Source organism: Qipengyuania sp. S6317L1, assembly GCF_023015615.1.
Classification (GTDB): domain Bacteria; phylum Pseudomonadota; class Alphaproteobacteria; order Sphingomonadales; family Sphingomonadaceae; genus Erythrobacter.
The window spans coordinates 192,318-214,884 of the sequence record NZ_JALKAJ010000001.1 but is presented as its reverse complement, the minus strand read 5'-3'; the positions used below and the strand labels follow the sequence as shown (position 1 = coordinate 214,884).

The window sequence follows — 22,567 nt, the reverse complement described above, 5'->3', positions numbered from 1 at the left end:
ACCTTTAGTTGATGAAACACTGCCGTAGCGCAGGAATCAACGAAATTTAGTTTCGTTTGAAACTATCTAGCGACAAAGGCACGATTTGTCAAAGGTGAGCGCCCTTCGCCCGCTCGTTGGAGCGGTTCAAGATCACGACAGTCCCTTGAGCGGGAGAGTGACAGGTTCAGGCGACGCGCCCGATATTGCGGCCACGCTCATCGCGGGTCACGCTCAGCCGGGCGCCGAAGGGGCTTCCCCCCTCAAACGCCGCGCGGGTCGGTTCGTGAGCCAGGTCCGCATTGCCAACCACCCGCTCGCCCGTGTCATTGCGCCCGATCCACACCGCATCTGCACCCTTTCTGGTGACGTTGATCGTGTAGCTTTCAACGCTCGCGCTATCGAACGGCTCGTGGCTGCGCGGGACACCGTTGTCGGCGTCGGGCAATTTGGCGACGCGCACCTGCGACCAGTCTGCTGGCTGGGTCGAATAGATGCCGGTCGCATATTTGCTCATCCAGCCACCGTTCGCACCCACCAGGGCAAACTTGCCCCTGTCGGCCCGCACGCGCCCGACCGCCTCGACGATGGCGTGGGCTGAATAATTGTTCCCCGCACCGCCAAAGAACGGCAATCCGCCCGTCAATGTCAGCCCGCGCGGGTCATCGACGCTCAGACCGAAATGGTCGATCTGGTTGAAGACGGGGATGGCAAAGCAGGAATAGAAATCGAGGAAGGCCATGTCCTCCATGCCCTTGCCCGCGATTTTCAGCGCCTGCTCGACGCTCGCAATCGACGCCGGGTTTGCGGACAGATCGGGGCGCTCGGACAGTTCCAGTTCGGTCGCCGAAGTCACGCCGTGAATATGCACCCACTTGTCTTGCCCAACACCCAATTCGCGCGCCTTTTTGGCGCTTGCGATAAGGATGGCGGCGGATTGGTTCACCTGATCGCGCGCCACGGTCATGCGGGCATACGGCTCGGCGACGATACGGTTGCGCTCGGTGATGCTCGCCAGTTCCTCGGCGCTGCGCTCTTTGGGAGCGGCCGCGTGGGGGTTTTTCGCCGCAACTTTCGTAAACGGCTCGAACAGCTCGCCGATTGTTTGGCGATACTCATCCAGCGAAAGCCCCAGCTTTGCCCGCCGCGCATTCTCGGCAATGGCGTAAAGCGGGATCGCGCCGGTTGCGCCATGCGCGAACAGCGCGGGCTCCATCAATCCATCGCTGCCATACCCCCTGTCTTCGAGGCTCCCTTCAACCTCCTCGGACCAATCGGGTTTCTCGCCCTTGGCCGCAAGCGCAAGCACGGTCGAGATCGCCTCTGCCCCGACGATGGCCGCACATTCGCTTTCGCCCGCAGCAATCGCCTCGGCGAATTCGCCGACAAGATACTGGTTATACTGGCCGCCCGTGGTCGAAAGGATCGCACGCTCGGGGTTCGCGCCCACGCGGCCCGCCATCGAGCGCGGGACATTGTTCGATCCGCCAAAAGGCGGTTCGCGGTCGGGCCGGGAGATTTCAAACGCCCGGATCGCGCCCACCGTGTCTATCGCTGGGGCAACCGGGTGCGCAGCGCCGCTGTCAGCAATCGCTGCCGCCAGCGCACGCCCGCCCAGATCCATATAGGACAACGCTTCATAGCCGGGCTCGCCCACGCGTTCGGAATACTGTCCTACCCCGATAATGACGGGTGTGTTGTCTGCGATCATTTGAGCCCTCTCACTTATCTCAAGTGCGAGGGTTTTAACCGCTCTGGATCGCCTGTCACTGGTCAATTGCGGAAGGTGCCATTGCCCAAAGATATCCGCGAACCAGATCTCCCATGTTGACCATCGCGCGGCGCTCGGAGCCATTCTTGATGAAGGGTTTAAGCGAGCCTTTGGTTGTCGGACGATAGGAAATGTAGAAGTTGGTGTTCTCGTCATTCTCTCTGAAGAACTTGTCGCGCTCGCTTTCGAACATCTCGAACTCGGCCTGATTTTCGCCGAAGAAATCGGGCTTCACGCCTTTGTTGGTGCGGCGCAGAGTGTAAAAACGGTTGCCTTCAACCGCAGACAATACAATCGAATCGTAGTCTCCATCCATGCGCGCCGCGATCAGGCGGTCTCTGGTAAAGTATAGTTTACCGTTCCCTCTCATGGTCGAGCCGACCCGCAGATGCGCAGAAGCGACCGCTTTCTTCTGATCGTAAGTCCGCCAGGCGGTCACTGCGGTGTAGTCTTCACCCAGAGGCCGTGAAATTGTGAAGCGGGAGCGCACCGCACCAATCCATGGATCTCTATCCGAACCTTGCGGAATGCCGAGCGATGCAAGCTGCGATGAGGCGGCCTCGCCTTGCAGAAGCCTCAAGTGCTGAAACGCTCTCAGCTTCGCAATCGCGGGTCGCATAGTCGAAGGATAATTGAAAGTTGGTTTTTTTGCGCATTCTCCCTCGATCATCGGCACGACATTGGCGGCGATGGCGCGGATTTGCTCGTTTTTCTTATCATCGAGGCTGTCGAGAGTGAGCGCAGAAACGGCGTCGAAATCCGCAGCGGTGACGGGGGAGACAGCGTCTCTAACGCATTCGGACGGATCGAGCGAAATGAGGCTCGTGCCGACCGTGAAGATCATTCCCATATCGCGCACGGAATCGACGCTTTGCCAGATTTCGGGAGCCGCGGTACGCGATGCGCATCCCTCGAACGCTTCGCGAGCGTCTTCCCTGATGGCTTCGGGATCGAAAGTATCGCCGATGGCCCGCTGCAACTGGGTTTGCAATTGCCTGACGAGAATATCGGCATAGAGCCGTGCGTCATCTTCGAGGACAAAGCAGCTTTCATTCGCGCCAAGCGCCTGTTGCGCGCGCGTGAAATTGCCCAACGCCTGGTCGATTTGCGACTGGGTTTGCGCCGCAGCCGGAGCAGCGAGACAAGTCGCCACGGCGACTAATGCGGTGACAGTAGCTTTGAACATGGCAAGCCTTCCCCTTGATCATTGGCTGGCCATGAGGGGTAGAGGCAGGGGGCGGCCCGGGGAAGTGACAAATGCTGTCAGCACTTCCCCGGAACACACCTAGTCTACGAAGTCGTCGACGCGCTCGATGATGATCGCAGGGGCCATACCGCCTGCTGCACACATGGTGACAAGGCCGCGTTTCTTGCCCTGACGTTCAAGCTCATCGACCATTGTCCCGATGAGGATCGAGCCGGTTGCGCCGATGGGGTGGCCCAAAGCAATCGAGCCGCCGTTGACGTTGACCTTGTCCCAGTCAAGATCGAGGTCTTTCACGAATTTGGCCGCCACAACTGCAAACGCTTCGTTGATCTCGAACAGGTCGATATCGTCGGTAGTAAGCCCTGCTTTCTCAAGCACCTTCTTCGCCGCTGGCACAGGTGCATTCAACATCAGCGTGGGATCATCGCCCATGTTCGCGGTCTGCACGATGCGCGCGCGCGGTTTGAGGCCATGCTTTTGCGCATATTCCTTGGACGCGATGAGGACAGCCGCCGCGCCATCGACAACGCCCGATGAATTGCCCGCGTGGTGGAAGTGCTGGATTTCAACATCCGGATACTTCTGGTTGATAAGACCGCGGAATGTGGTGCCGTTTGCATCAAGCGGCACGTCGGCAATCTTGGTGAAAGCAGGCTGAAGCTCTGCGAGCGATTCCTTCGTCGTGCCGGGGCGCGGATATTCTTCCTTGTCGAGAATGACATTGCCCTCATCATCGAGAACCGGAACGACGGATTTGTCAAAGCGCCCTTCGGCAATCGCGGTTGCAGCGCGCTCTTGTGAACGCACGCCTACCTCGTCCAGTTCTTCGCGGGTGAAGCCTTCGATTGTCGCGATCGCATCGCCACAAATGCCCTGGTGGCTTTGCGGGTGCTTGGCTTGAAGACGCTCGTTATAGCTGCCCATCATCGGCGGCTTGAGCCCTGCTTTCATCTTTTCCTGGCTCATGGCCGAGGTGAGGCTCATCATCTCTGTGCCACCTGCGACAACGCAATCTTCCATGCCGCTCATCACCTGCGCTGCGGCAAGGCTGACCGAGGTGATACCACCGCCGCAGAACCGGTCGAGCGTGGTGCCCGATGACGTGATGTCATAGCCTGCATCGAGCGCGGCCATCCGGCCAAGGTCGCCCGCCTGCATTCCGTCTTGCGTCGACACCGACCAGATCACATCGTCGACCGTCGAGGTGTCGAGATTGTTGCGTGTCGCAACCGCTTTCAGAACGGTCGCGGCCAGGTGTTGCGGGTGGGATGCGGCGAGCGCGCCCTTGCCCTGTTTGCCGATGCCGCGCGGGGTGCGCACTGCGTCAATGATGTATGCCTCTGCCATAGTCGTCTCTCTCTCATCCCTTGGGTTTTGTTATTTGCAAAAATTGCGGTTGACGGGTGCGTAAAGCGTCTGCACTCCTTACACAAGAATTGAGTTGCAATTTGAAATGCCAATCAAGGCATCACGAGATTTGCAAAGGGAGAGAGTACCTGTGAGCGAAGAAGTCCTTACCGAAGTCGACAATGGCGTGCTGATCGTGACGATCAACCGTCCCGAAGCCAAAAACGCCATGACCAAGGCCGCCTCCGAAGCGATTGCTGCGGCGATGGACCGCCTTGATGCAGAAGACGACCTTCGCGTTGGCATTCTGACGGGTGCTGGTGGCACGTTCTGTTCGGGCATGGACCTTAAAGGTTTCCTTCGCGGCGAGAGCCCGTCTGTCGAAGGCCGCGGCTTTGGCGGCGTGGTGCAGGCCCCGCCTGCAAAACCCCTGATTGCGGCTGTCGAAGGTTATGCACTTGCCGGCGGGCTTGAATTGATGATCGCCTGCGACCTTGTGGTTGCATCTTCGGCTGCCAAATTCGGCATCCCGGAGGCAAAGCGCGGCCTTGTCGCAGCAGCCGGCGGCGTCATGATGCTGCCCGACCAGATCCCTGAACGCATTGCGATGGAACTGGCACTGACCGGTGACTTCATCGATGCCGCCCGCGCCTATGAGCTGGGCCTGATCAACACCGTGACCGAAGGTTCGGCGCTTGACGGGGCAAAGGAACTCGCCGCCAAGATCGCAGCGAACGGCCCGCTCGCGGTGCGCGTCTCGAAGCAGATCATCAAGGAATCGCGCGGCTGGCCAATGGACGAGCGTTACGATCGCCAGGGCAAGCTCATCGCGCCGGTCTTCGTATCCGAGGACGCGCGCGAGGGCGCAGCCGCTTTTGCAGAGAAACGCGCGCCCAACTGGAAGGGTAAGTGATCTAAGGGAGCGCGTCTTTCAGGCGCGCCACCTCGTTACTCAATTGGGATTTTAGGAGAGAGAGACATGCCCGTCATTGACGTGCCACAGCCCGAATTCATGGAAGACGAAGAGATTGCGATCTTCGCCGATGCCGTGGGCAAATTTTATCAGCAACACGCACCCCAAAAACGCGTCCAGAAATGGCGCGACGATGGTCAGGTTGAACGCGAGTTCTGGAACGAGGCAGGCCAGGCCGGCCTTCTTGGCGTTTCGGTTCCGGAACAATACGGCGGCCACGGCGGCGACTTTCGCCACGATATGGTCGTCATTGACCAGCAATCGAAGCACGATGTCGATGGCTTTGCCGCGTCCCTGCACAACACCATCATCCTGCCCTACCTCGTCCGCCACGGCACCGAGGAGCAGAAGCAGAAATATCTGCCCAAACTCGTCACCGGCGAGCTGGTCAGCGCGATTGCCATGACCGAGCCGGGGGTCGGCTCCGACCTTCAGTCGATCACCACCACCGCATTGAAAGACGGCAATGGCTACCGCATCAACGGGGCCAAGACCTATATCTCGAATGGTCAGACCGCCGACTTCATCGTTGTTGTCGCCAAAACCGACCCGAACGAACGCGCCAAGGGCATCTCGCTGATGCTGCTCGAAACCGAGGGCGCAGAAGGGTTTGAACGCGGCAAGAAGCTCGACAAGATCGGGCTTGATGCTGCCGACACCTCCGAATTGTTCTTCGACAATGTGTTTGTGCCAGCTGAAAACGTGCTTGGCGGGGTTGAGGGCAAAGGCTTTTACCAGCTGATGGGCGAGCTTCCTCAAGAACGCCTCGTGATCGCCATGGGCGCGTGCACCGGCATCGAGAAAGCGCTCGACACAACAATCGACTATGTAAAAAGCCGCAAGGCGTTCGGGCAAACCATCTGGGATTTCCAGAACACGCAATTCGTGCTCGCCGACCTCAAGGCGCGCGGCACGGCGGCGCGGGTTTTCGTCAACGATTGCATCGCCAAGCTGCTCAAAGGCGAGCTTGACGTGGCGACCGCTTCGATGGCGAAATACTGGTGCACCGAGTTGCAAGGCGAGACGGTCGACAAATGCCTGCAACTGCACGGCGGCGCTGGTTACATCAATGAATACCCCATCGCCAAAATGTACCGCGACAGCCGCATCACGCGGATCTTTGGCGGTTCGAACGAAGTGATGAAAATGCTGATTGCGCGGTCGATGTAAGACCTCGCACATTCGTGAACAGATCAATGGCGCTGCGGGGAACCGTGGCGCCATTTTCTTTGCACCGGAACGAGCCCACGGGCGTCGCAAGGCCAAGCGGCCGCCCGCAGCGGGTCCGCAGCGTAGCGGAGGACATCTAGCGAGGAGTTCGCCCGGATGGGCGAACACAAACAAACCGCCACAAACAAAAAAGGCCGCCCGGTTGCCCGAGCGGCCTTTCCTTGTTTGCTTGTGCTCGCGCTTAGAACTTGGCGCGAACCACCACACCATAAGTCCGCGGCTGGAGCGAGAAGGCCGAACGTGAGTTCGCCGCACCACTACCTCGCAGCGTCGTGTTGAAGGTCACGCCGCGAACCACCTGATCGGTCAGGTTGTTGACGAAGCCCTCAATCGAATAGGCGCCATCACCAAACCGCAGACCCGCGCGCAAGTTGACGAAGGCTTTGCCGTCTTGCACGTCCGCAACGATAAGCGGCTGGGCAGCGACCGCCGCGTCAATGCCGACGGCTGCGATTTGTGCAGCTGACGGCGGGACGATACCCTGTGTTGATGTGCGCTGGTCGCCTTCCATCCGCAGTTGTCCGGAAAGGAAGAACTCGGTCGTATCATTAATCGGCTTTTCCCAAAGCCCGCCGATGATCCCGACAAAATCCGGCGCATTGGTGAGCGAGAAACCGCACAGCGACACCACCTGCGGAGCCGTCGAGTCGCCTGCGCAATCGTCGGGATATCCGGCATCCAGGATTGTGGCAGACGCCCTGAAGGTCAGTTCGCTGTTAGGACGAATAACGCTTTCAATCTCGACACCTTTGGACAGCGCGCGCGGCACGTTAAACGTGGCAAACGCGGTGCCCGTGAATTCGAGCACCTGGAAGTCGGTAAATTCCTGATGGAAGGCCGCGATGTTAAGCGTGACGGCATCGTCCAGCAGACGGCTTTTCAGACCGATTTCGTAGGCATCGACTTCTTCGGAATTGAAGACCGGGCTGGCTCCAAGCACGGCAGCGGTCGTGTCGAGGTTGATCCCCCCCGACTTATAGCCATGGGTGAAGCTGGCATAGACGTTGACCGGTGCAGCGAATTCATAGGCGACCTTGGCCGTCCAGATCAGCTCTTCATCATCGAATGTGTCCTGGAAGGTAACCGGCAGCGGGAACACACTCGCCTGCGGCAAATCTGCTGGCGAGAGGAAACCGAGGCAACCCAGCGCTGCAAGAGTAGAACCGGCACCCCCAAGCGGCGCGAGGCCACCTGTAAACAGGGCATCGAGGACCGCCGGACAGGTCGGATTATTGGCAGAAGTCTGTGTAAACCCGCCTGATTTGTCCTCCCACGAATACCGGGCACCCACCGTAAATTCGAGTCCATCGGCAACTTCAAGCGAGTTGTTCGTAAAGATCGAATAGCTTTCCGCGTCTTGCTGGAACCGGTTGGTGACACCGTTGCCACTGATATCCGAACCGGTGAAGGTCAGCAGAGGCGATGGCCCGGCAGCGCCGCCGAACAGCGCGCCAATGTTGGCATCATATTCGCTGCCCGCCACAAAAGTGACCGACTGATCGATCGTCTCATTCGAGTAGAAGCCGCCGATAAGATAATTGAGGCGACCGTCGAAGGCCTCACCCTGAACCCGCAGTTCGGCGGTGTAGGTTTCGATATCTGTTATTGCCGGACCGACATTGAAAATGTCGTTGGCGGTGAAATCTGAATCGTAATTCTCGTTCGATTCAAACTTTCGGTACGAACCGATGAAGATCAGGTCCGCGCTGTCAGAAATCGGAAATTCGATCTCGCCAGTCGTCCCGTAATTCTCGATCTTCGAAAACGGGGCGAAGTTTGCCGAAACGGTGCGATTGTCGAGGGCTTCTTCAAATCCTGCCTGGTCGAACGGGGTGGTTGCAACCGATGGCTGACCATTGCCGCCATTCAACCCGACGCCAAGACCGACCCCGGCATAGGCACCGGCTGTCACCAGAGGACTTTGGTAAAGCTCGATCGCGCCGCCAATGCTTGGCGTGCTGCGAGAATAATCCGCAAGAAGGCGCCCGCGAACCCCGCTTTCGCTTTCAAAGCCCAGTTGCCCGCGAACGAGCCACTGATCGGCGGTGTTTGTTTCACCGATCTGGTTGCCTGACGCATCGACCACATCGAGAAAGCCGTCGCGCTCACGGAACGCTCCGGTCAACCGGAGTGCAAGCGTGTCCTCCACAAGCGGGACGTTGACAGCCCCCTGAAGGCTGATTTCGTTGAAGCTGCCATATTGTGCGTTCACGAATCCGCCGAACGAATCGAGTTCGGGACGCTTTGTCACGATGTTGAGCGCACCAGCAGAGGTGTTGCGGCCAAACAGGGTGCCTTGCGGCCCACGCAGAACTTCCACCCGCTCAATGTCGACAAACTCGGAAAGCGCAACGCCGGGGCGCGATTGATAGGCGCCGTCGATGAAGATGCCGACCGCGCTTTCAAAGCCGATGTTGTTTGAGGTTGTGCCCACCCCGCGAACGCGAAGTACGACGGACCCGGACGAGGTTTGGGCCTGAGAGGAGCTGAAGCTCGGCGCAAGCGAAGTCACTTCCTGAATCCCGACGACATTCTGGTTTTCAAGTGCTTGCGGGGTAATTGCGGTCACCGCCAGCGGAATGTCCTGAATATCCTGTGCGCGCCGTGTCGCGGTCACGATGATAACGCCATCATCGGCTTCAGGTGCGGCGAGCGGCTCGCTGTCTTGAGCAAATGCCGGTACTGTAAATGAACTGCAGGCCATCAGGCCGGCGGCATAGGCCGCAAGCTTACGTGTCATATTTTCTCTCTCCACATCCGCCTGACCTTTGCGCCAGTACGGTTCCCTAATTCCGGAGACTATCAGCGGTTTTCCCGCTGCCAAGGGACCTAGGCGAGTTATCGCTGGTGTGGTGCAAATATGCCACATTTTACGCTGCAACGCAGCATTAATGCGGGTTTGCCGTAAGTGGCCTAATTTTGTTTCAGACGCCCGTTTTATTGGCTGTCATTTCTTCGGACCGCATCACAGATCGAGACGCACACCCAGCCACAGCGTCCGGGGCACGCCCAGATCAATCGCGCCGCCTGAATTGCGGGTGATGATGGTTTCATCAAACAGGTTTTCCGCGCGTGCGATGACCGAAATTCCATCTGTCACGCGAGCTTGCGCAAACAGGTTGAGCGTCGTGGCAGCGGGCAGAACATCGCTTTCCTGATCGTCCTCGAACTGGGCACCGACATGCCGCAGCGTGCCAGCAAGGCGCACCCCTTCGGCAGGTTCCCATGCCAGCGTTGCCGAGGCGGAAATTTTCGGCGTTTGCGGCGGGCGGTTGCCATCCAGCGCAAGCGAGGCCCCCTCCCCGTCAATTGTCGCGTCGGTATAGGCGAGCGAGGCATCAATGCTGAGACTGCCGAAACTGGCGGCGAGCCCTGCCTCGATCCCTTGCGCATCAATCGCTGGCAGGTTTTGCCGCTGGCGCAAGTTTGGCTCCAGCGTGACATTGGCAATCGCGTTTTTCACCCGGTTGTCGAACGCGGTAAGCGACACGAACACATCGCGCGACACGCTAAAATCCAGCCCCACTTCAAAGCCTTGAAGCCGCTCGTTCTCAAGGCTGGCATTGGCCTCGGTAACCACGGGAAAGACGACAAAGGGGCGGTAAAGCTCGTTGAGGGTTGGCAGACGCGTGCCGGTATAGGCCGCTGCCCTCACATCAATCCCGCGGGTTGCCACGATTGAGCCGCCCATGCGCCAGCTGACCGCCCAATCGCTGCGATCAGGGGCGATGATCTCGCTCACAATCGCGTTGCCGGCATCGCGCGCGCGGAAGAAACCGTCCTTGATTTCGGTATAGTCTGCGCGAAGCCCCCCGGTCAGAACCAGCGGGCCGATGGACCAGTCGTCTTCGACAAACAGGCCAAGGTTGCTGTTCACCCCCCCTGCGCGCCGGGTTTCGCGTAAAGCGCCGGTGAAGGCGCTGAACGCGTCTTCCTGAAGCTCGCCATCGGCGCGGCGGTAGTCCGCGCCCACGCGCAAATCGTGGCCCTCTGCCACAGGCGGGCGAAGTTCGAATTTTGCGCCAAGGCCGGTGGAAGGCGTGTCGCGTTGATCGAGCACCGGCACAAAGCGCGTCGAACTGATAATGATATTGTTGAAATTGCGCGCCTGGACATAGGCGAGCGCGTCGAATTCCCATTCGCCGCGGCCCACCACGCGAAGGCTCGCGTCCTGCCCCTGATGGTTCGAATCCGCACCTTCAAAACGCAGCGTGCGATCATCGCTGAACGCGCTTACGCGGGCTTGCAATTCGATATCGGAATTGAGCGGCGCCACGGCGCGAACGCCCAACTGCCAGCTGTCGAAGGCAGCGCGCGCGCTTGCCGGTACGCGTTGATCCTCGGGCGTTGTGAAAAACCCCTGCCCCCGGTCCCAGCGTCCGCTGACAACAGCAAAGCCTGCGCCAAGATTTTGCGACAGCACCGCGCTCGCCTCGGTCTCTTCGCGGTCATTGCCAAGCACGCTTGCCGAGAGTGTGCCGATTGTGCCCGGCCCTGCGCTCTCCAACTCGATCGTACCGGCAAGCGCACCTGCACCAAACGGGCCGGAGCCCCCGCCGCGTGTCACGCGGATGCTCGACAGCGTATCAGGCGAAATCGCGGATAGGGGTATATAACCAAAGAACGGATCGGCAATCGGCACTCCGTCCAGAAGCACCAGCGCCCGGCTCGTCGCATTGCCGCCAAGCGCGCGCAACGTCACCCCTTGCGCGGTCGGATTGGAGGATCGGCTGTCCGAACGGCGAAACTGCTGAAACCCCGCGACGTTTGACAGGACATCCTCAAGCCGTCCTGAACCGGTCGAAACAATTGCCTCGCGATCAATCGTGGTTGTCGAATACACGATTGTCGAAAGAGCAGGCTCGAGCCCCTCTCCGGTCACCACAATCTCGGTTGGAATTTCCGTTGGCTCTTCATCGTCTTGTGCATGAGCGGCAAAGGGAACGCTCAAAGCAAGCAGCGAAGCGGCTGTCAGCCTGAATGGGATCGTCATGGCGCGAGGCCCTAACCGCTTTCACCGATGAAGTCAGTTGCTATTTGCAATCAAGACTCGCTTTTGAGCAGCGCCTGTGCTTTTCTTTGCAGTAACCGGAGAGAGAAAACACATGCTAGCGACACCCCCAGACTTTGACGTCCTCATCGTTGGTGCAGGGATTTCAGGCATCGGCATGGCCGCCCATATGCAGATGAAAGCACCGGGCCACTCCTACGCCATCGTTGAACAGCGCGAGAATTTGGGCGGGACATGGGACCTGTTCCGCTATCCCGGCATCCGTTCCGACAGCGATATGCACACGCTCGGCTTTGATTTCGAACCATGGCGGCATGAAAAAAGCATCGCTGATGCGCCCGCCATTCTCGATTACCTCAACAAAATCGTCGATGACCGCGGCATCCGCGATAAAATCCGCTTTGGCCACAAGGTCATCAGCGCAAACTTTCGCGAAGACGAAGCGCGCTGGCACGTCGAGATGGAAAAGGCAGACGGCTCGCGCACGCATCTGACCGCCAACTTCCTTTATCTGGGCAGCGGCTATTACGACTATGACGAACCGCACGATGCAGGTTTTGAGCTGGGCGATTTCGAAGGGCAGGTGATCCACCCGCAATTCTGGCCCGAGGATCTTGATTACACCGGCAAGAAGGTCGTCGTGATCGGCTCTGGTGCGACGGCTGTGACGATTGTGCCGTCCATGTCGGACAAGGCCGAAAAGGTGACCATGCTCCAGCGCACGCCGACATGGATGTTTGCGCGCCCTGCAAAGGACGGGTTTGCCAATTTTATGCGCAAGATCCTGCCGGATACGCTCGCGTATAAAATCACGCGCTTCAAGAACATCAAGATGCAGGACCTTGCGTTCAAAACCGCGCGCAACAAGCCGGAACGGGTCAAGAAGGCGTTGTATAACGGCATCGAGAAAGCGCTTGGCCCGGGGTATGACAAGGATACCTTCACGCCTCCTTATAACCCGTGGGAGCAGCGCCTGTGCCTTGTGCCGGACGATGACCTGTTCGAAGCGATGAAATCGGGCAAGGCCGAGATTGTCACCGGGCACATCGACACATTCGAAAAGAACGGCATCCGCCTCAAATCGGGCGAGCTTGTGGAAGCCGATATCATCGTCACCGCCACCGGCCTGAAGCTCGCTATTGCAGGCAAGATCGCGGTCAGCGTCAATGATGAACCCGTCGATTTCTCGCAGCGCTATTATTACAAGGGCTGCATGTATTCCGACCTTCCCAATCTTGCGGTGGTGTTCGGTTACATCAATGCCAGCTGGACCCTGCGCGCCGACATCAACTCCGACTATGTATGCCGCCTCTTGCGCGAAATGCGCAGCCGGGGCGCGGATGTGGTCAATCCGGTCATGACACCCCGGATCAAGGCGAACATCGTCGATGAAAACATCTTCGGCGACTATTCCAGCGGCTATCTTGAGCGGGCAAAGGATATCAATCCCAAGAACGCGACCGAATATCCATGGCGCCTCAACCAGGAATATGTCCTCGATCGCAAGCGCATGGCAAGCGACCCGATAGACGATGGCATTCTGGTGTTTTCAAAGGCCGGTGCCAACGCAAGGCAAGCCGACGAGCAGCTTGAGGCGGCAGAGTGACGAAAGAGGCTTTGCGTTAAGGACAGTTTCGCTTACCTCACGCCTATGACCTCTGCTGAAAAAATCTGGACCGCTGGCCTCGTCATTATCGGTGACGAGATCCTGTCGGGCCGCACCCACGACAAGAATATCGGCCAGATCGCAACCTGGCTTCAGGTGCAGGGCATTCGCCTTGCCGAGGTGCGCGTCGTGGCCGATGAAGAGGACAAAATCGTCGAAGCGGTGAATGCTCTTCGCGCTGACAACGATTACCTTTTCACCACTGGCGGGATTGGCCCGACCCATGATGACATCACCGTAGATGCCATCGCCAAGGCTTTGGGCGTGGAGGTGGTGATCCACCCTGAAGCGCGCTCTATCCTCGAAGGGTATTATTCGGGCCGCGGCGGACTTAACGAAGGGCGTCTTCGCATGGCGCGGGTCCCCGACGGAGCCGAGCTTATCCGTAATGAAAAATCTGGCGCGCCCGGCATTCGCCACGGCAATATCTTCGTCATGGCAGGTGTGCCGCATATCGCAGCCGGAATGCTCGATGCGCTCACCGGACAGCTTGAAGGCGGCGCGCCGCTGATCTCGGAAACGATCGGATGCTGGACCGCCGAAAGCGAGATCGCAGGGCTGCTTCGCGAAGTCGAAGAGGCGCATGAAAACTGCCAGATCGGCTCCTACCCCTTCTTTCGCGAGGGGCGCGTGGGCGCGAATTTCGTGATCCGTTCAACCGATGCGGAAACGGTCAGGAGCGCGGTTGATACGCTCACCGACGGGCTTGCAACCAATGGCCTGGATTTCACGCCCGGCGGGATCTAGGCGCGGTATTCAGGCGAACCAAACGGGGCGCTGAACGAAGAGGGGGTCAAATGACTGTATTCAATAATTTGCCGGGCATACTGCTCCGGTATCGCCTGTGGGTTGGCCTGCTTGCCATCCTTATCTGCGCCGCCACCTGGACCGTCGACCTGCTCGATCTGGTCTATAACTGCCCCTATTGCAGGGCGCAGCGCACGGTGATCGGGCTGCTGGGGCTGCTCCTGCTTATGCCGAATTTGCGGTTTTGGCTGGTGCGCTATCTCTCTGCCGTTTTCGCGGTCTTTGGCCTTGGCGTTGCGACCACTCAGCACTTTGGCGGCTATGCCCGCATGAACAAGGGCGAGTTTGAGTGGGGCGAAATGTGGTTCATCAACCCGTGGCTTTTGTCGGGCGCTGCAATCTTCATCATCACCGGCCTTGTCCTGCTGATCTGGACAGACCGGACTGGCGACTAGGGCGCCGCGACAGGACAACGAAAAACGGGCCCGAAGCAGATCGCTTCGGGCCCGTTTTCGTATCTCTATCGAGAATAGGAGGGCTTACGCGCCCTCGACTTCGCCAAGGTCAACCTTGAGGCCGGGGCCCATGGTCGAGGTCAGCGAGACCTTCTTGACGTATTTGCCTTTGGCGCCCGATGGCTTGGCTTTCACAACCGCTTGGGTCAGCGCCTCAAAGTTGGCTTTGAGAGCAGCATCGTCGAACGACAGCTTGCCGATGCCCGAGTGGATGATGCCCATCTTCTCGACGCGGAATTCAACCTGGCCGCCCTTGGCGTCCTTCACGGCTTGTTCGACGTTCGGGGTAACCGTGCCGAGCTTGGGGTTTGGCATAAGGCCCTTTGGACCAAGCACTTTACCCAGACGACCGACAACGCCCATCATGTCAGGGGTTGCGATCACGCGGTCATAGTCGAGGTTGCCGTTCTGCATGTCTTCCATGAGATCTTCAGCACCAACCTTGTCGGCACCGGCAGCGGTCGCTTTTTCAGCGTTCTCGCCACGCGCAAACACGGCGACTTTGGCATCTTTACCTGTGCCCGATGGAAGCGACACCATGCCGCGAACCATTTGGTCGGCGTGACGCGGGTCAACGCCAAGGTTCATGGCAAGCTCAACGGTTTCGTCGAATTTCGCCTTGTGCTCGCGCAGTGTCGCGAGGGCTTCGTCCACGGTGTAGAGCTTTTCTGAATCGAGCTCTGCGCGGACCTTTTGTTGTTTCGTAAGTTTCGCCATGGGTTTAGCCCTCCACCACTTCGAGGCCCATCGCGCGTGCGGAGCCTTCGATGATTTTGACAGCAGAATCGATGTCGTTCGCGTTGAGATCCTTCATTTTGGTCTCAGCGATTTCAGCGAGCTGTGCGCGGGTGATTTTGCCAACCTTGTTCTTGTTCGGCTCACCGGAACCCGATTTGATCTTGGCTGCTTTCTTGAGCAGGTAAGATGCTGGCGGGGTTTTGGTGGTGAAGGTGAACGAGCGGTCAGCGTAAACCGTGATCGTGGTGGGAATCGGCGCGTTCTTCTCAAGGTCCTGCGTCGCAGCGTTGAACGCCTTACAGAATTCCATGATGTTCACACCGCGTTGACCCAGAGCAGGGCCGATGGGCGGTGACGGGTTTGCGGTACCAGCAGGCACCTGGAGCTTGATATAGCCCTCGATCTTCTTGGCCATGGGAGGCCTCCTTTTCTCACTGTTTCCCTGGCAATTTCCAGCCGGGGATCATGTTAAGCGGTCAAACAGCAGGCTCAAAAGCCAACCTCCCGCGCGGGAATCGCGTGTTTAGACGCGACGCGCCCACATAGCGTTTTGCAAGGGCGATGCAAGCAATTTGCGTGCCTCCCGCCCGCTGGTCGGCGCGTATCTGCCCGACTGTGCTATGATGGACAATACGATGAGAGACACCCGCTTGCCCAAAACGATCCTTACGCTGTGCATGGCATGGCTGATCGCCGGTGTGCCCGCGCTTGCTCAGGACAGCGCCCCCGAGGAAAACGGCGCGCAGCGATCAGGACGCCTCCCCGATCTGCCGCCTGCCGAATTTGACGAGAAGCTTAAGGTCGGCGGCGACGAGATCGAGGCGCAGCAAAGGCGCAGCCGCTTGACCGTCGAGGTTAATATCAATGGCACCGGCCCGCACAAATTCGTCGTCGACAGCGGCGCGGACACCTCTGTTATCGGGAGCAAGCTGGCGCGTGAACTCGCCTTGCCCGAGGGTGAGCCGGTCCTTCTTCACGCCATGACCGAAAGCGCGACCGTCGGGCGCGCGCTTGTCGATCGGCTCGATCTTGGGCCATCGACCATCCGCGATCTTGAGCTTCCCGTGCTTGAGGAAAGCGACATTGGCGGGGACGGCATGATCGGGCTTGATGCTCTGGTCGAATTGCGCCTGATGCTCGACTTTGACAAGCGGGTGATCACGGTTGAGGACCGATATGAGGAGCCAGCCGACTTTGGCAGGCACGAGATTGTCGTGACCGGACGATTGCGGCGTGGACAGCTGATCCTGACCAAGGTGAAGGCGCAAGGGCGGCGCGTCGATGCGATCATCGACACCGGAACCGAAGTCACCATCGGTAATATGGCGCTCAAGCAAGACCTGATCCGGCGCAGCAGGGGCAGCGGGCAGTCCTTCGACATTATCGGCGTCACCGGCGCGCGCGCCGAAGTCGAATTTGCGATCGTCAAGCGCCTCCAGCTTGGCCCGATCGTCTTCAACAATGTGCCGATTGCCTTTGCCGATGTGCCTCCGTTCGAGGTGTTCGGGATCAACGACAAGCCTTCCCTGCTTCTTGGCACGGATCTGATGGAGAAGTTTCGCCGCGTGTCGCTCGATTTTGAGGGGCGCAAGGTGCGCTTTCAGCTGAAAAAGTGCGAACCGCAGGTGACCCGGCTACGCACGCTCAGACACACATCGCGGATCAGGGCGCAGTCCGCGACCGCCTGCGAGCCTTGAGCGCGCGGCGTCTGTCCACTTCGAAGGCGGGCAATTTCATTCCCTTGGTGCGACCGGTGAGATGGTATTGGTGGCACAGCTCGCATTTGTATGCGCGCAATGGAACATCGGCGCGCTCGGCAACCGCTTCGGCGGCGGCGCGGCTGGCAAAGCGTTTCTTGCGCGTGCAGATGCCATAGGTGGTCTTCATCGCATCAATTACCCGGCACCAGCCTGACGATGCGCAGCCTCAATCGTGGAATTCCAGCTGGCTGCCGAAATAACGGAAATGTCCGTCAATCACCGGGCGAACATCGGCAAGTGTTGCATTGCCTCGCGCATATCCCTCGACCGAAAAGGTCACGGCCTTGTTGCTGGCAAGGGTGCACGACATGGTCACCACAACGCCGCCCGCAGTGGAAAAGGTGTAATGGACCGATTGGTAATTGAGCCGGTTCGGGTTCCATGGAATTCTCACATCGCCATAGAGGTCATAGACCTCGTTGGGCAAACGGCCCGCCCCTTCGCGTGACTGCATCAGCTCGGCAAGTTTTCTTGCGCATACGGGCCGGGCGATCCGGCCCGGATTGATGATGGTAAAACCGCCCATTTTGCCGGGCAGGGCCACTTCGCGCGTGTAAGGCGCGCTGATGGTGGCATCGCCGGTCTGCGCTAAAGCGCCGGACCACATGGCTGGTCCGCACAGCGTCGCAAACCCTGCAAAGGTAAGAATAACCGCCCGGCTAAGACGACAGGTAAGCTGCCACATTTCCGCGCTCCCTAGAAGGCCACATATGCCCTTCTAGGGAGGAATCGATTACTTGACCAGTTCGACCTGTTCGAAGTCGAGTTCAACCGGCGTTGCGCGGCCAAAGATCGAAACCGACACCTTGACCTTCGCCTTGTCGAAGTCGAGTTCCTCGACCACGCCGTTGAAGCTTGCAAACGGACCGTCGAGCACTTTGACGCTGTCGCCGATTTCATAATCGACGCTGATGTCTTGCTTGGGAGCCGCTTTCGCTTCTTCCACGCCGCCAAAGTAACGTGCAGCTTCGCGCTCGGAAATAGGCTGTGGCTTGTTGTTGTTGCCAAGGAAGCCCGTCACCTTGGGTGTATTCTTCACAAGGTGATAGATGTCATCGTTCATGCGCAGTTTTGCCAGCACATAGCCCGGCATGAACTTGCGCTCGACCTGAACCTTCTTGCCGCGCTTTACTTCGGTGATGGTTTCGGTCGGGACTTCGATTTCCTCGACGCCTTCGGTCAGGCCAAGACGCTCCGCTTCCGCGATGATCGCTTCTTTGACCTTGTTTTCAAAACCGGAATAGGCGTGGATGATATACCAGCGTGACATGAAGGATTATCCTTGAATTGAATCTTTTGCGCGGCGGTCAGGCCCCGGATTAGGCAAGCGTGAGAAGGAAGTTCACAACAGCGTTAAACAGGCTGTCGACGCCGAAGAAGAACAGCGCGAGCACCACCATGAAGATGAAAACGAAGATCGCGGTGCGCACCGTTTCTTCGCGAGTGGGCCACACCACCTTGCTGGTTTCGTTGCGGACCTGATTCACAAATTCAGGGATCGAGGTCTTGCGCTTTTTGTCCTGAGCCTTGGGTGCTTGGGCCATGAATTTCGTCTTTCGCTTCCAAAAATGGATCGCTTGAATGCGTGTGTCGGTATCCGGCTTTCAGGTAGGGTCCATCGCCGCCAGGAACAAGGTCTTGGGCTGGCTTTAGATTACTACCAATGTCGGAATTGAGTCGCGAATTACGGTGAAAAGCGGCTCTTGGCAAGTCGCCATTATATTTCGAAGCGATGCAAATGTGACCAAGCTGTCATTTACGCTGGCATATGCCCCGCTGCCCCTCTAGCGTGCCTGCTTTCCAATACGGGTTGATGGAAGCAACCCGCCTTCGCGAAGAAGCAAACTAAGGGGATAGCCACAAATGGCTGCAGACGTATCGGGCGCAGAAGCTTGGATCGCGCCAATTACCAATGTTTCGGATTTCATCTGGGGCGGCACATGGAACGGGGTCGAAGTGATCCCCTTCCCTCCAATGACAATCGCCCTTCTGGGCATTGGCCTTTGGATCATGGTCGGCCTCAAATTCTATCCCTTGCGCAAGCTCGGCAGCGCGTTTGCGGGCCTTTTTGCAGGGCGCAAAGGGTCCGGCGAAGGTGAAATCTCGCCCTTTGCCGCGCTTTCGACCGCGCTTTCGGGACAGGTGGGCACAGGCAACCTTGCAGGCGTCGCGACCGCGATTGCGCTTGGTGGCCCCGGCGCAATTTTCTGGATGTGGATCACCGCACTTTTCGGCATGGCACTCGCCTTTGCCGAAGGGTCGCTTGCCATCCGTTACCGCGAGACGACCAGCGACGGGGTCAAGCGCGGCGGACCGATGACCTATATCATCATGGGACTGGGGCCCAAGTGGACATGGCTTGCGGTTGTTTTCTGCGTCGGCACGCTGTTTTCCGCTCTGGTCACAGGCAACTCGATCCAGGCGAACGCAGTGGCTGATGGCCTTGGCGAATTGTTCGGGATCGAGGAATGGGTCGGCGGACTGATCGTCGCGATCGCGGTTTTCATCGTCATCATTGGCGGGATCAAATCCATCGGTAGCGTTGCCGAAAAGGTCATCCCCTTCATGGCGGGCGCTTACATCATCATCGCGGTTCTGGCGCTTATCCTGAACTTCTCGGAGATCCCGGCGACCTTCGGCCTTATCTTCTACGGCGCGTTCAATCCGCAATCGGCGGTGGGCGGCTTTGCAGGCGCAGCGATCATTATCGCGCTTCGGGCAGGTGTTGCGCGCGGCCTGTTTTCCAATGAGGCAGGGCAAGGTTCGACAGCCATCGCGCACGCGGTCGCCCAGACAAATGATCCTGAATCGCAAGGCCGCATGGCGATGCTCGGCACGTTCATCGATACGATCGTCATCTGCACCATGACCGCATTGGTTATCCTTTCGGTGCGCGGTGATTTCATGGCGGGGACCGAGGCGGTTTCCTATGCGTGGCAATCGGATCGTGTGGGTTTTGAAATGACCAGCGGCGCGTTTGCAGCCGCCTTCCCGACGCTTATCGCTGGGGTTCCCATCGGCACTCTGGTGACCAGCATCGTGCTTATCCTGTTCGTTTTCACCACGCTTCTTACGTGGTCGTATTACGGCGAGCGGGCGATCACTTTCCTTTATGACCGTATTCCCGGTTCCACCCGCGGCGGGGAGAAGATCCTGCACATCATCTGGCGGGTGCTGTGGTGCGTGGTGATCTTCCTGGCGGCGGCTCAACCGTCCGAATTGGTCTGGCGCCTTGGCGACATTTCCAACGCGGCAATGGCTCTGCCCAACCTGCTTGCACTGCTCCTGCTTTCGGGCGTGGTGTTCAAGCTGGCGCAGGGGTTCAAGGACGCAGGTCCCGACCACCATGTCGAGACTCCAGAAGAGCCAGAAGAATACTGATCGCTTGAGAAGGTAAGAGGGAATGGAGGCGCTTCACTCGCAGAAAAGCGCCTCCTGCCCCCATTTATGCCGCCCGTTTGCCCCCGGGGCGGTTGCGAACCCGGTCATAATCCATTGCACTTATGACCGGGCCCACATGCCGGACTTGCACCAAGTCCAAGCCAAAGGCCGTGAACTTGCGATCCGGAACGTGGGGGCGGCAGTCCTTACCCCCCAGTTCGAAACTGCCACACGGGTCAAGCGAGAGAGTGTCTCGGCCCTGCTTTCCGATGAAGCCCCATCGTCCCGAATCGCTAAGCTCGGGGCGAACAATGGCGGGCAAGAGCCGCCGGCTCTGTGCAAATTGCCACATACGTGAAATTACGTGACATTCTCGCGGTGTTGGTGGCGCGCCCTGCTGCTCAAGCCGCTGCTCAAGCCGCTGCTTTTGCGCGCCCCAGCAGGTTTGCGAAGATCCACCCGCCAATGCCGCCTGCGACCACCTGGGCGGTAAAGCCAAGCGCGGAGCGCGCGCCGCTGATCGGGATGGTCTGGAACTGGAGATACATCAGGCCAAGCACCACGCCGAGCGCGGCGGCCCCTGCGATGGGGTAAGCAACGCGCGCGAGGCCGGGCAAGAACCGCTTAACCACCGCCGCAATCCCGAAGCCCAGCAGCAGCGCGATCACGATAACCGCATAATAAAGCCACATGTTGGATACATCGAAAGCGGTCATGTTGAGCCTGTCACCAAAGCTGACGGGGACGTCGTGCGCGCCGATCACGAATTGCGCATTGGCAATGACCCCCACGACATAGGTTCCCAATGCCGCCACAAGCAATGCGGCAATCCAGCCGAGGGTCTTGAGAACAATGCGCACGTAAACTCTCCCTGATGCACCGGGACGTTAGAGGCTCCTCGCTCGCCAAGGCAAGTGTCCTAGACAATTGCGGGCGCCGGCGTGATAAGTGCGCGCGCAAGAACAAGACGATGAGAGGCCCCTGACCGATGCGCATTTTTTCAACGACACTGGCTTTGGCGGCAACCGCGATGATTGCCGCTTGCTCCAATCAGGGCGCCTCGGATACGGGTGAAAAGACCAGCGCGCTGGCAGGCCGCGTCGATGCAGCGCCGATCAATTACGAGGTTCAGACCCTCGCACAAGGCCTCGACCATCCGTGGTCGCTCGCCTTCCTTCCCGATGGCAATATGCTGGTGACCGAGCGAACGGGAACGCTGCTTCTGGTCAGCCCCGACGGATCGAAAGAGACGGTCAAGGAATTCACCGGAAGCTGGGAATTTCCGCGCGTCCACTTTGGCGATGGAATTCAGGCCGGGCTTTTCGATGTGGTGCTGCACCCCGATTTTGAAGAAAACCGTCAGATTTACATCTCCTATGCCGGAGACATGGCAGACGGGACCAACACCTTGCTCCTCACCCGCTTTACCTATTCCGATGGGGATTTGTCCGATGGCAAAATCCTGTTCGAAGCGTCCCCTTCGCGCATTCAGGGCAATCACTATGGCGCGCGCATTGCCTTCCTGCCTGATGGCACTTTGGTGATGCCGGTGGGCGATGCCTTCCACTTTCGCGAAGAAGCGCAGAGCCTCGACAACCATTTTGGCAAGATTGTGCGCCTGAATGATGACGGCAGCGTTCCTGCCGACAACCCTTTCGTCGGGCAAGAGGGCGCGCTTCCTGAAATCTGGTCATACGGCCACCGTAACCCGCAAGGTATTCTTGTCGCCGACGATGGCCGCCTGCTCGAAAACGAGCATGGCCCTGCTGGCGGAGACGAGGTCAACGAAATCAGGAAGGGCGCAAACTACGGCTGGCCCACGGTGACCTATGCGCTCGATTATTCGGGCGGACGGGTGTCGCCGTTCGAGGCGCTTGAGGGGACAGAGCAGCCGCTCACCCACTTCACGCCTTCCATCGCGCCCTCGGGCTTTGCGCAATATTCAGGCGACGCCTTCCCCGATTGGCAAGGCGACCTGTTCCTCTCTGCGCTCGCGCTGCGTCATGTGCGTCATATCGCAATGAACGAAGACGGCTCGCTTGGCGAACAGGCGGAGCTTTTCGGAGAGCTTGATGTGCGTTTTCGCGATGTGCGCGCGGGTCCTGATGGAATGCTCTATCTGCTGACCGAAGAGGAAGGCGAAGATGGTCGAGCAGCTGGCCGCATCCTGCGTATCGTGCCCAAAGGCTGGACAGAACCATTGGCGAGCGAGCCCGAAGCCGCTCAAACCGAAGACTAATCG

At 58.9% G+C, this 22,567-nt stretch carries 20 protein-coding genes; 8 read left to right on the top strand and 12 right to left on the bottom strand.

Annotated features, from left to right (window positions below):
• Positions 1-166: 166 nt before the first annotated feature.
• The 3 genes from MWU38_RS01095 to MWU38_RS01085 all read right to left on the bottom strand — a co-directional run bounded on the left by MWU38_RS01095 (position 167) and on the right by MWU38_RS01085 (position 4,304).
• A complete protein-coding gene (locus MWU38_RS01095) occupies positions 167-1,690 on the bottom strand; it encodes an acetyl-CoA acetyltransferase (protein ID WP_247269984.1) in 1,524 nt (507 codons plus the stop codon).
• 55 nt (positions 1,691-1,745) lie between these two features.
• Positions 1,746-2,936 carry a hypothetical protein gene (locus MWU38_RS01090; protein WP_247269983.1) on the bottom strand — a complete coding sequence of 397 codons (1,191 nt, stop codon included), beginning with the start codon at positions 2,934-2,936 and terminating at the stop codon, positions 1,746-1,748.
• A 99-nt stretch (positions 2,937-3,035) separates the two neighbouring features.
• The gene (locus tag MWU38_RS01085) at positions 3,036-4,304 is read right to left on the bottom strand and encodes an acetyl-CoA C-acetyltransferase (protein ID WP_247269982.1); all 1,269 of its coding nucleotides are present in this window, start codon (positions 4,302-4,304) and stop codon (positions 3,036-3,038) included.
• Between the two features lie 151 nt (positions 4,305-4,455).
• On the opposite strand from MWU38_RS01085, the gene MWU38_RS01080 reads away from it, so the two are divergent.
• Both MWU38_RS01080 and MWU38_RS01075 read left to right on the top strand, forming a co-directional pair.
• Positions 4,456-5,217 carry a crotonase/enoyl-CoA hydratase family protein gene (locus MWU38_RS01080; RefSeq protein ID WP_247269981.1) on the top strand — a complete coding sequence of 254 codons (762 nt, stop codon included), beginning with the start codon at positions 4,456-4,458 and terminating at the stop codon, positions 5,215-5,217.
• Positions 5,218-5,283: 66 nt separating this feature from the next.
• The gene (locus MWU38_RS01075) at positions 5,284-6,447 is read left to right on the top strand and encodes an acyl-CoA dehydrogenase family protein (protein ID WP_247269980.1); all 1,164 of its coding nucleotides are present in this window, start codon (positions 5,284-5,286) and stop codon (positions 6,445-6,447) included.
• A 241-nt stretch (positions 6,448-6,688) separates the two neighbouring features.
• Here the strand turns inward: MWU38_RS01075 and MWU38_RS01070 are convergent, their stop codons facing one another.
• Positions 6,689-9,247 carry a TonB-dependent receptor gene (locus MWU38_RS01070; RefSeq protein ID WP_247269979.1) on the bottom strand — a complete coding sequence of 853 codons (2,559 nt, stop codon included), beginning with the start codon at positions 9,245-9,247 and terminating at the stop codon, positions 6,689-6,691.
• 225 nt (positions 9,248-9,472) lie between these two features.
• Positions 9,473-11,500, bottom strand: a complete 2,028-nt coding sequence (locus tag MWU38_RS01065) for a TonB-dependent receptor (protein WP_247269978.1) — start codon at positions 11,498-11,500, stop codon at positions 9,473-9,475.
• A gap of 112 nt (positions 11,501-11,612) precedes the next feature.
• Between MWU38_RS01065 and MWU38_RS01060 the strand changes: the two genes are divergently transcribed.
• The 3 genes from MWU38_RS01060 to MWU38_RS01050 are packed head-to-tail and all read left to right on the top strand — an operon-like array spanning position 11,613 to position 14,386.
• On the top strand, positions 11,613-13,124 hold the full coding sequence (locus MWU38_RS01060; protein ID WP_247269977.1) for an NAD(P)/FAD-dependent oxidoreductase: 1,512 nt from the start codon (positions 11,613-11,615) through the stop codon (positions 13,122-13,124).
• Between the two features lie 45 nt (positions 13,125-13,169).
• Entirely contained in the window at positions 13,170-13,931 is a 762-nt protein-coding gene (locus MWU38_RS01055; protein WP_247269976.1) for a molybdopterin-binding protein, read from the top strand.
• A gap of 50 nt (positions 13,932-13,981) precedes the next feature.
• The gene (locus MWU38_RS01050) at positions 13,982-14,386 is read left to right on the top strand and encodes a hypothetical protein (RefSeq protein WP_247269975.1); all 405 of its coding nucleotides are present in this window, start codon (positions 13,982-13,984) and stop codon (positions 14,384-14,386) included.
• Between the two features lie 84 nt (positions 14,387-14,470).
• Here MWU38_RS01050 and rplA read toward each other — a convergent pair whose 3' ends face one another.
• The gene (rplA, locus tag MWU38_RS01045; RefSeq protein ID WP_247269974.1) at positions 14,471-15,163 is read right to left on the bottom strand and encodes a 50S ribosomal protein L1; all 693 of its coding nucleotides are present in this window, start codon (positions 15,161-15,163) and stop codon (positions 14,471-14,473) included.
• Positions 15,164-15,167: 4 nt separating this feature from the next.
• Positions 15,168-15,599, bottom strand: coding sequence for a 50S ribosomal protein L11 (rplK, locus tag MWU38_RS01040; RefSeq protein ID WP_247269973.1), 432 nt, complete (start codon positions 15,597-15,599; stop codon positions 15,168-15,170).
• Between the two features lie 157 nt (positions 15,600-15,756).
• On the opposite strand from rplK, the gene MWU38_RS01035 reads away from it, so the two are divergent.
• On the top strand, positions 15,757-16,881 hold the full coding sequence (locus MWU38_RS01035; RefSeq protein ID WP_247269972.1) for an aspartyl protease family protein: 1,125 nt from the start codon (positions 15,757-15,759) through the stop codon (positions 16,879-16,881).
• Here MWU38_RS01035 and MWU38_RS01030 read toward each other — a convergent pair.
• Genes MWU38_RS01030 through secE form a run of 4 tightly spaced genes read right to left on the bottom strand, consistent with a single transcriptional unit; the run spans position 16,847 to position 18,488 of the window.
• A complete protein-coding gene (locus MWU38_RS01030; RefSeq protein ID WP_247269971.1) occupies positions 16,847-17,071 on the bottom strand; it encodes a hypothetical protein in 225 nt (74 codons plus the stop codon). The genes MWU38_RS01035 and MWU38_RS01030 overlap by 35 nt on opposite strands.
• A gap of 39 nt (positions 17,072-17,110) precedes the next feature.
• Positions 17,111-17,629, bottom strand: a complete 519-nt coding sequence (locus MWU38_RS01025) for a hypothetical protein (RefSeq protein ID WP_247269970.1) — start codon at positions 17,627-17,629, stop codon at positions 17,111-17,113.
• Positions 17,630-17,677: 48 nt separating this feature from the next.
• Positions 17,678-18,214: a transcription termination/antitermination protein NusG gene (gene nusG, locus MWU38_RS01020; protein WP_247269969.1), complete on the bottom strand. Its 537-nt coding sequence runs from the start codon at positions 18,212-18,214 to the stop codon at positions 17,678-17,680.
• 49 nt (positions 18,215-18,263) lie between these two features.
• A complete protein-coding gene (gene secE, locus MWU38_RS01015; RefSeq protein ID WP_247269968.1) occupies positions 18,264-18,488 on the bottom strand; it encodes a preprotein translocase subunit SecE in 225 nt (74 codons plus the stop codon).
• A 319-nt stretch (positions 18,489-18,807) separates the two neighbouring features.
• Between secE and MWU38_RS01010 the strand changes: the two genes are divergently transcribed.
• Entirely contained in the window at positions 18,808-20,325 is a 1,518-nt protein-coding gene (locus MWU38_RS01010; protein WP_247269967.1) for an amino acid carrier protein, read from the top strand.
• A gap of 413 nt (positions 20,326-20,738) precedes the next feature.
• On the opposite strand, the gene MWU38_RS01005 is transcribed toward MWU38_RS01010, so the two are convergent.
• Complete coding sequence (locus MWU38_RS01005) at positions 20,739-21,185, bottom strand: hypothetical protein (protein ID WP_247269966.1); 447 nt, start codon at positions 21,183-21,185, stop codon at positions 20,739-20,741.
• A 128-nt stretch (positions 21,186-21,313) separates the two neighbouring features.
• Between MWU38_RS01005 and MWU38_RS01000 the strand changes: the two genes are divergently transcribed.
• Positions 21,314-22,564, top strand: a complete 1,251-nt coding sequence (locus MWU38_RS01000; RefSeq protein ID WP_247269965.1) for a PQQ-dependent sugar dehydrogenase — start codon at positions 21,314-21,316, stop codon at positions 22,562-22,564.
• The last annotated feature ends 3 nt before the right edge of the window (positions 22,565-22,567 follow it).

Coding starts and splice junctions, on each gene's coding strand:
- MWU38_RS01085 (WP_247269982.1), bottom strand. CDS start 4,304: ATGGCAGAGGCATACATCATTGACGCAGTGCGCACCCCGCGCGGCATC.
- MWU38_RS01090 (WP_247269983.1), bottom strand. CDS start 2,936: ATGTTCAAAGCTACTGTCACCGCATTAGTCGCCGTGGCGACTTGTCTC.
- MWU38_RS01060 (WP_247269977.1), top strand. CDS start 11,613: ATGCTAGCGACACCCCCAGACTTTGACGTCCTCATCGTTGGTGCAGGG.
- rplA (WP_247269974.1), bottom strand. CDS start 15,163: ATGGCGAAACTTACGAAACAACAAAAGGTCCGCGCAGAGCTCGATTCA.
- secE (WP_247269968.1), bottom strand. CDS start 18,488: ATGGCCCAAGCACCCAAGGCTCAGGACAAAAAGCGCAAGACCTCGATC.
- MWU38_RS01025 (WP_247269970.1), bottom strand. CDS start 17,629: ATGTGGCAGCTTACCTGTCGTCTTAGCCGGGCGGTTATTCTTACCTTT.
- MWU38_RS01075 (WP_247269980.1), top strand. CDS start 5,284: ATGCCCGTCATTGACGTGCCACAGCCCGAATTCATGGAAGACGAAGAG.
- MWU38_RS01095 (WP_247269984.1), bottom strand. CDS start 1,690: ATGATCGCAGACAACACACCCGTCATTATCGGGGTAGGACAGTATTCC.
- MWU38_RS01065 (WP_247269978.1), bottom strand. CDS start 11,500: ATGACGATCCCATTCAGGCTGACAGCCGCTTCGCTGCTTGCTTTGAGC.
- MWU38_RS01010 (WP_247269967.1), top strand. CDS start 18,808: ATGGCTGCAGACGTATCGGGCGCAGAAGCTTGGATCGCGCCAATTACC.
- MWU38_RS01070 (WP_247269979.1), bottom strand. CDS start 9,247: ATGACACGTAAGCTTGCGGCCTATGCCGCCGGCCTGATGGCCTGCAGT.
- MWU38_RS01000 (WP_247269965.1), top strand. CDS start 21,314: ATGCGCATTTTTTCAACGACACTGGCTTTGGCGGCAACCGCGATGATT.
- rplK (WP_247269973.1), bottom strand. CDS start 15,599: ATGGCCAAGAAGATCGAGGGCTATATCAAGCTCCAGGTGCCTGCTGGT.
- MWU38_RS01055 (WP_247269976.1), top strand. CDS start 13,170: ATGACCTCTGCTGAAAAAATCTGGACCGCTGGCCTCGTCATTATCGGT.
- MWU38_RS01050 (WP_247269975.1), top strand. CDS start 13,982: ATGACTGTATTCAATAATTTGCCGGGCATACTGCTCCGGTATCGCCTG.
- nusG (WP_247269969.1), bottom strand. CDS start 18,214: ATGTCACGCTGGTATATCATCCACGCCTATTCCGGTTTTGAAAACAAG.
- MWU38_RS01030 (WP_247269971.1), bottom strand. CDS start 17,071: ATGAAGACCACCTATGGCATCTGCACGCGCAAGAAACGCTTTGCCAGC.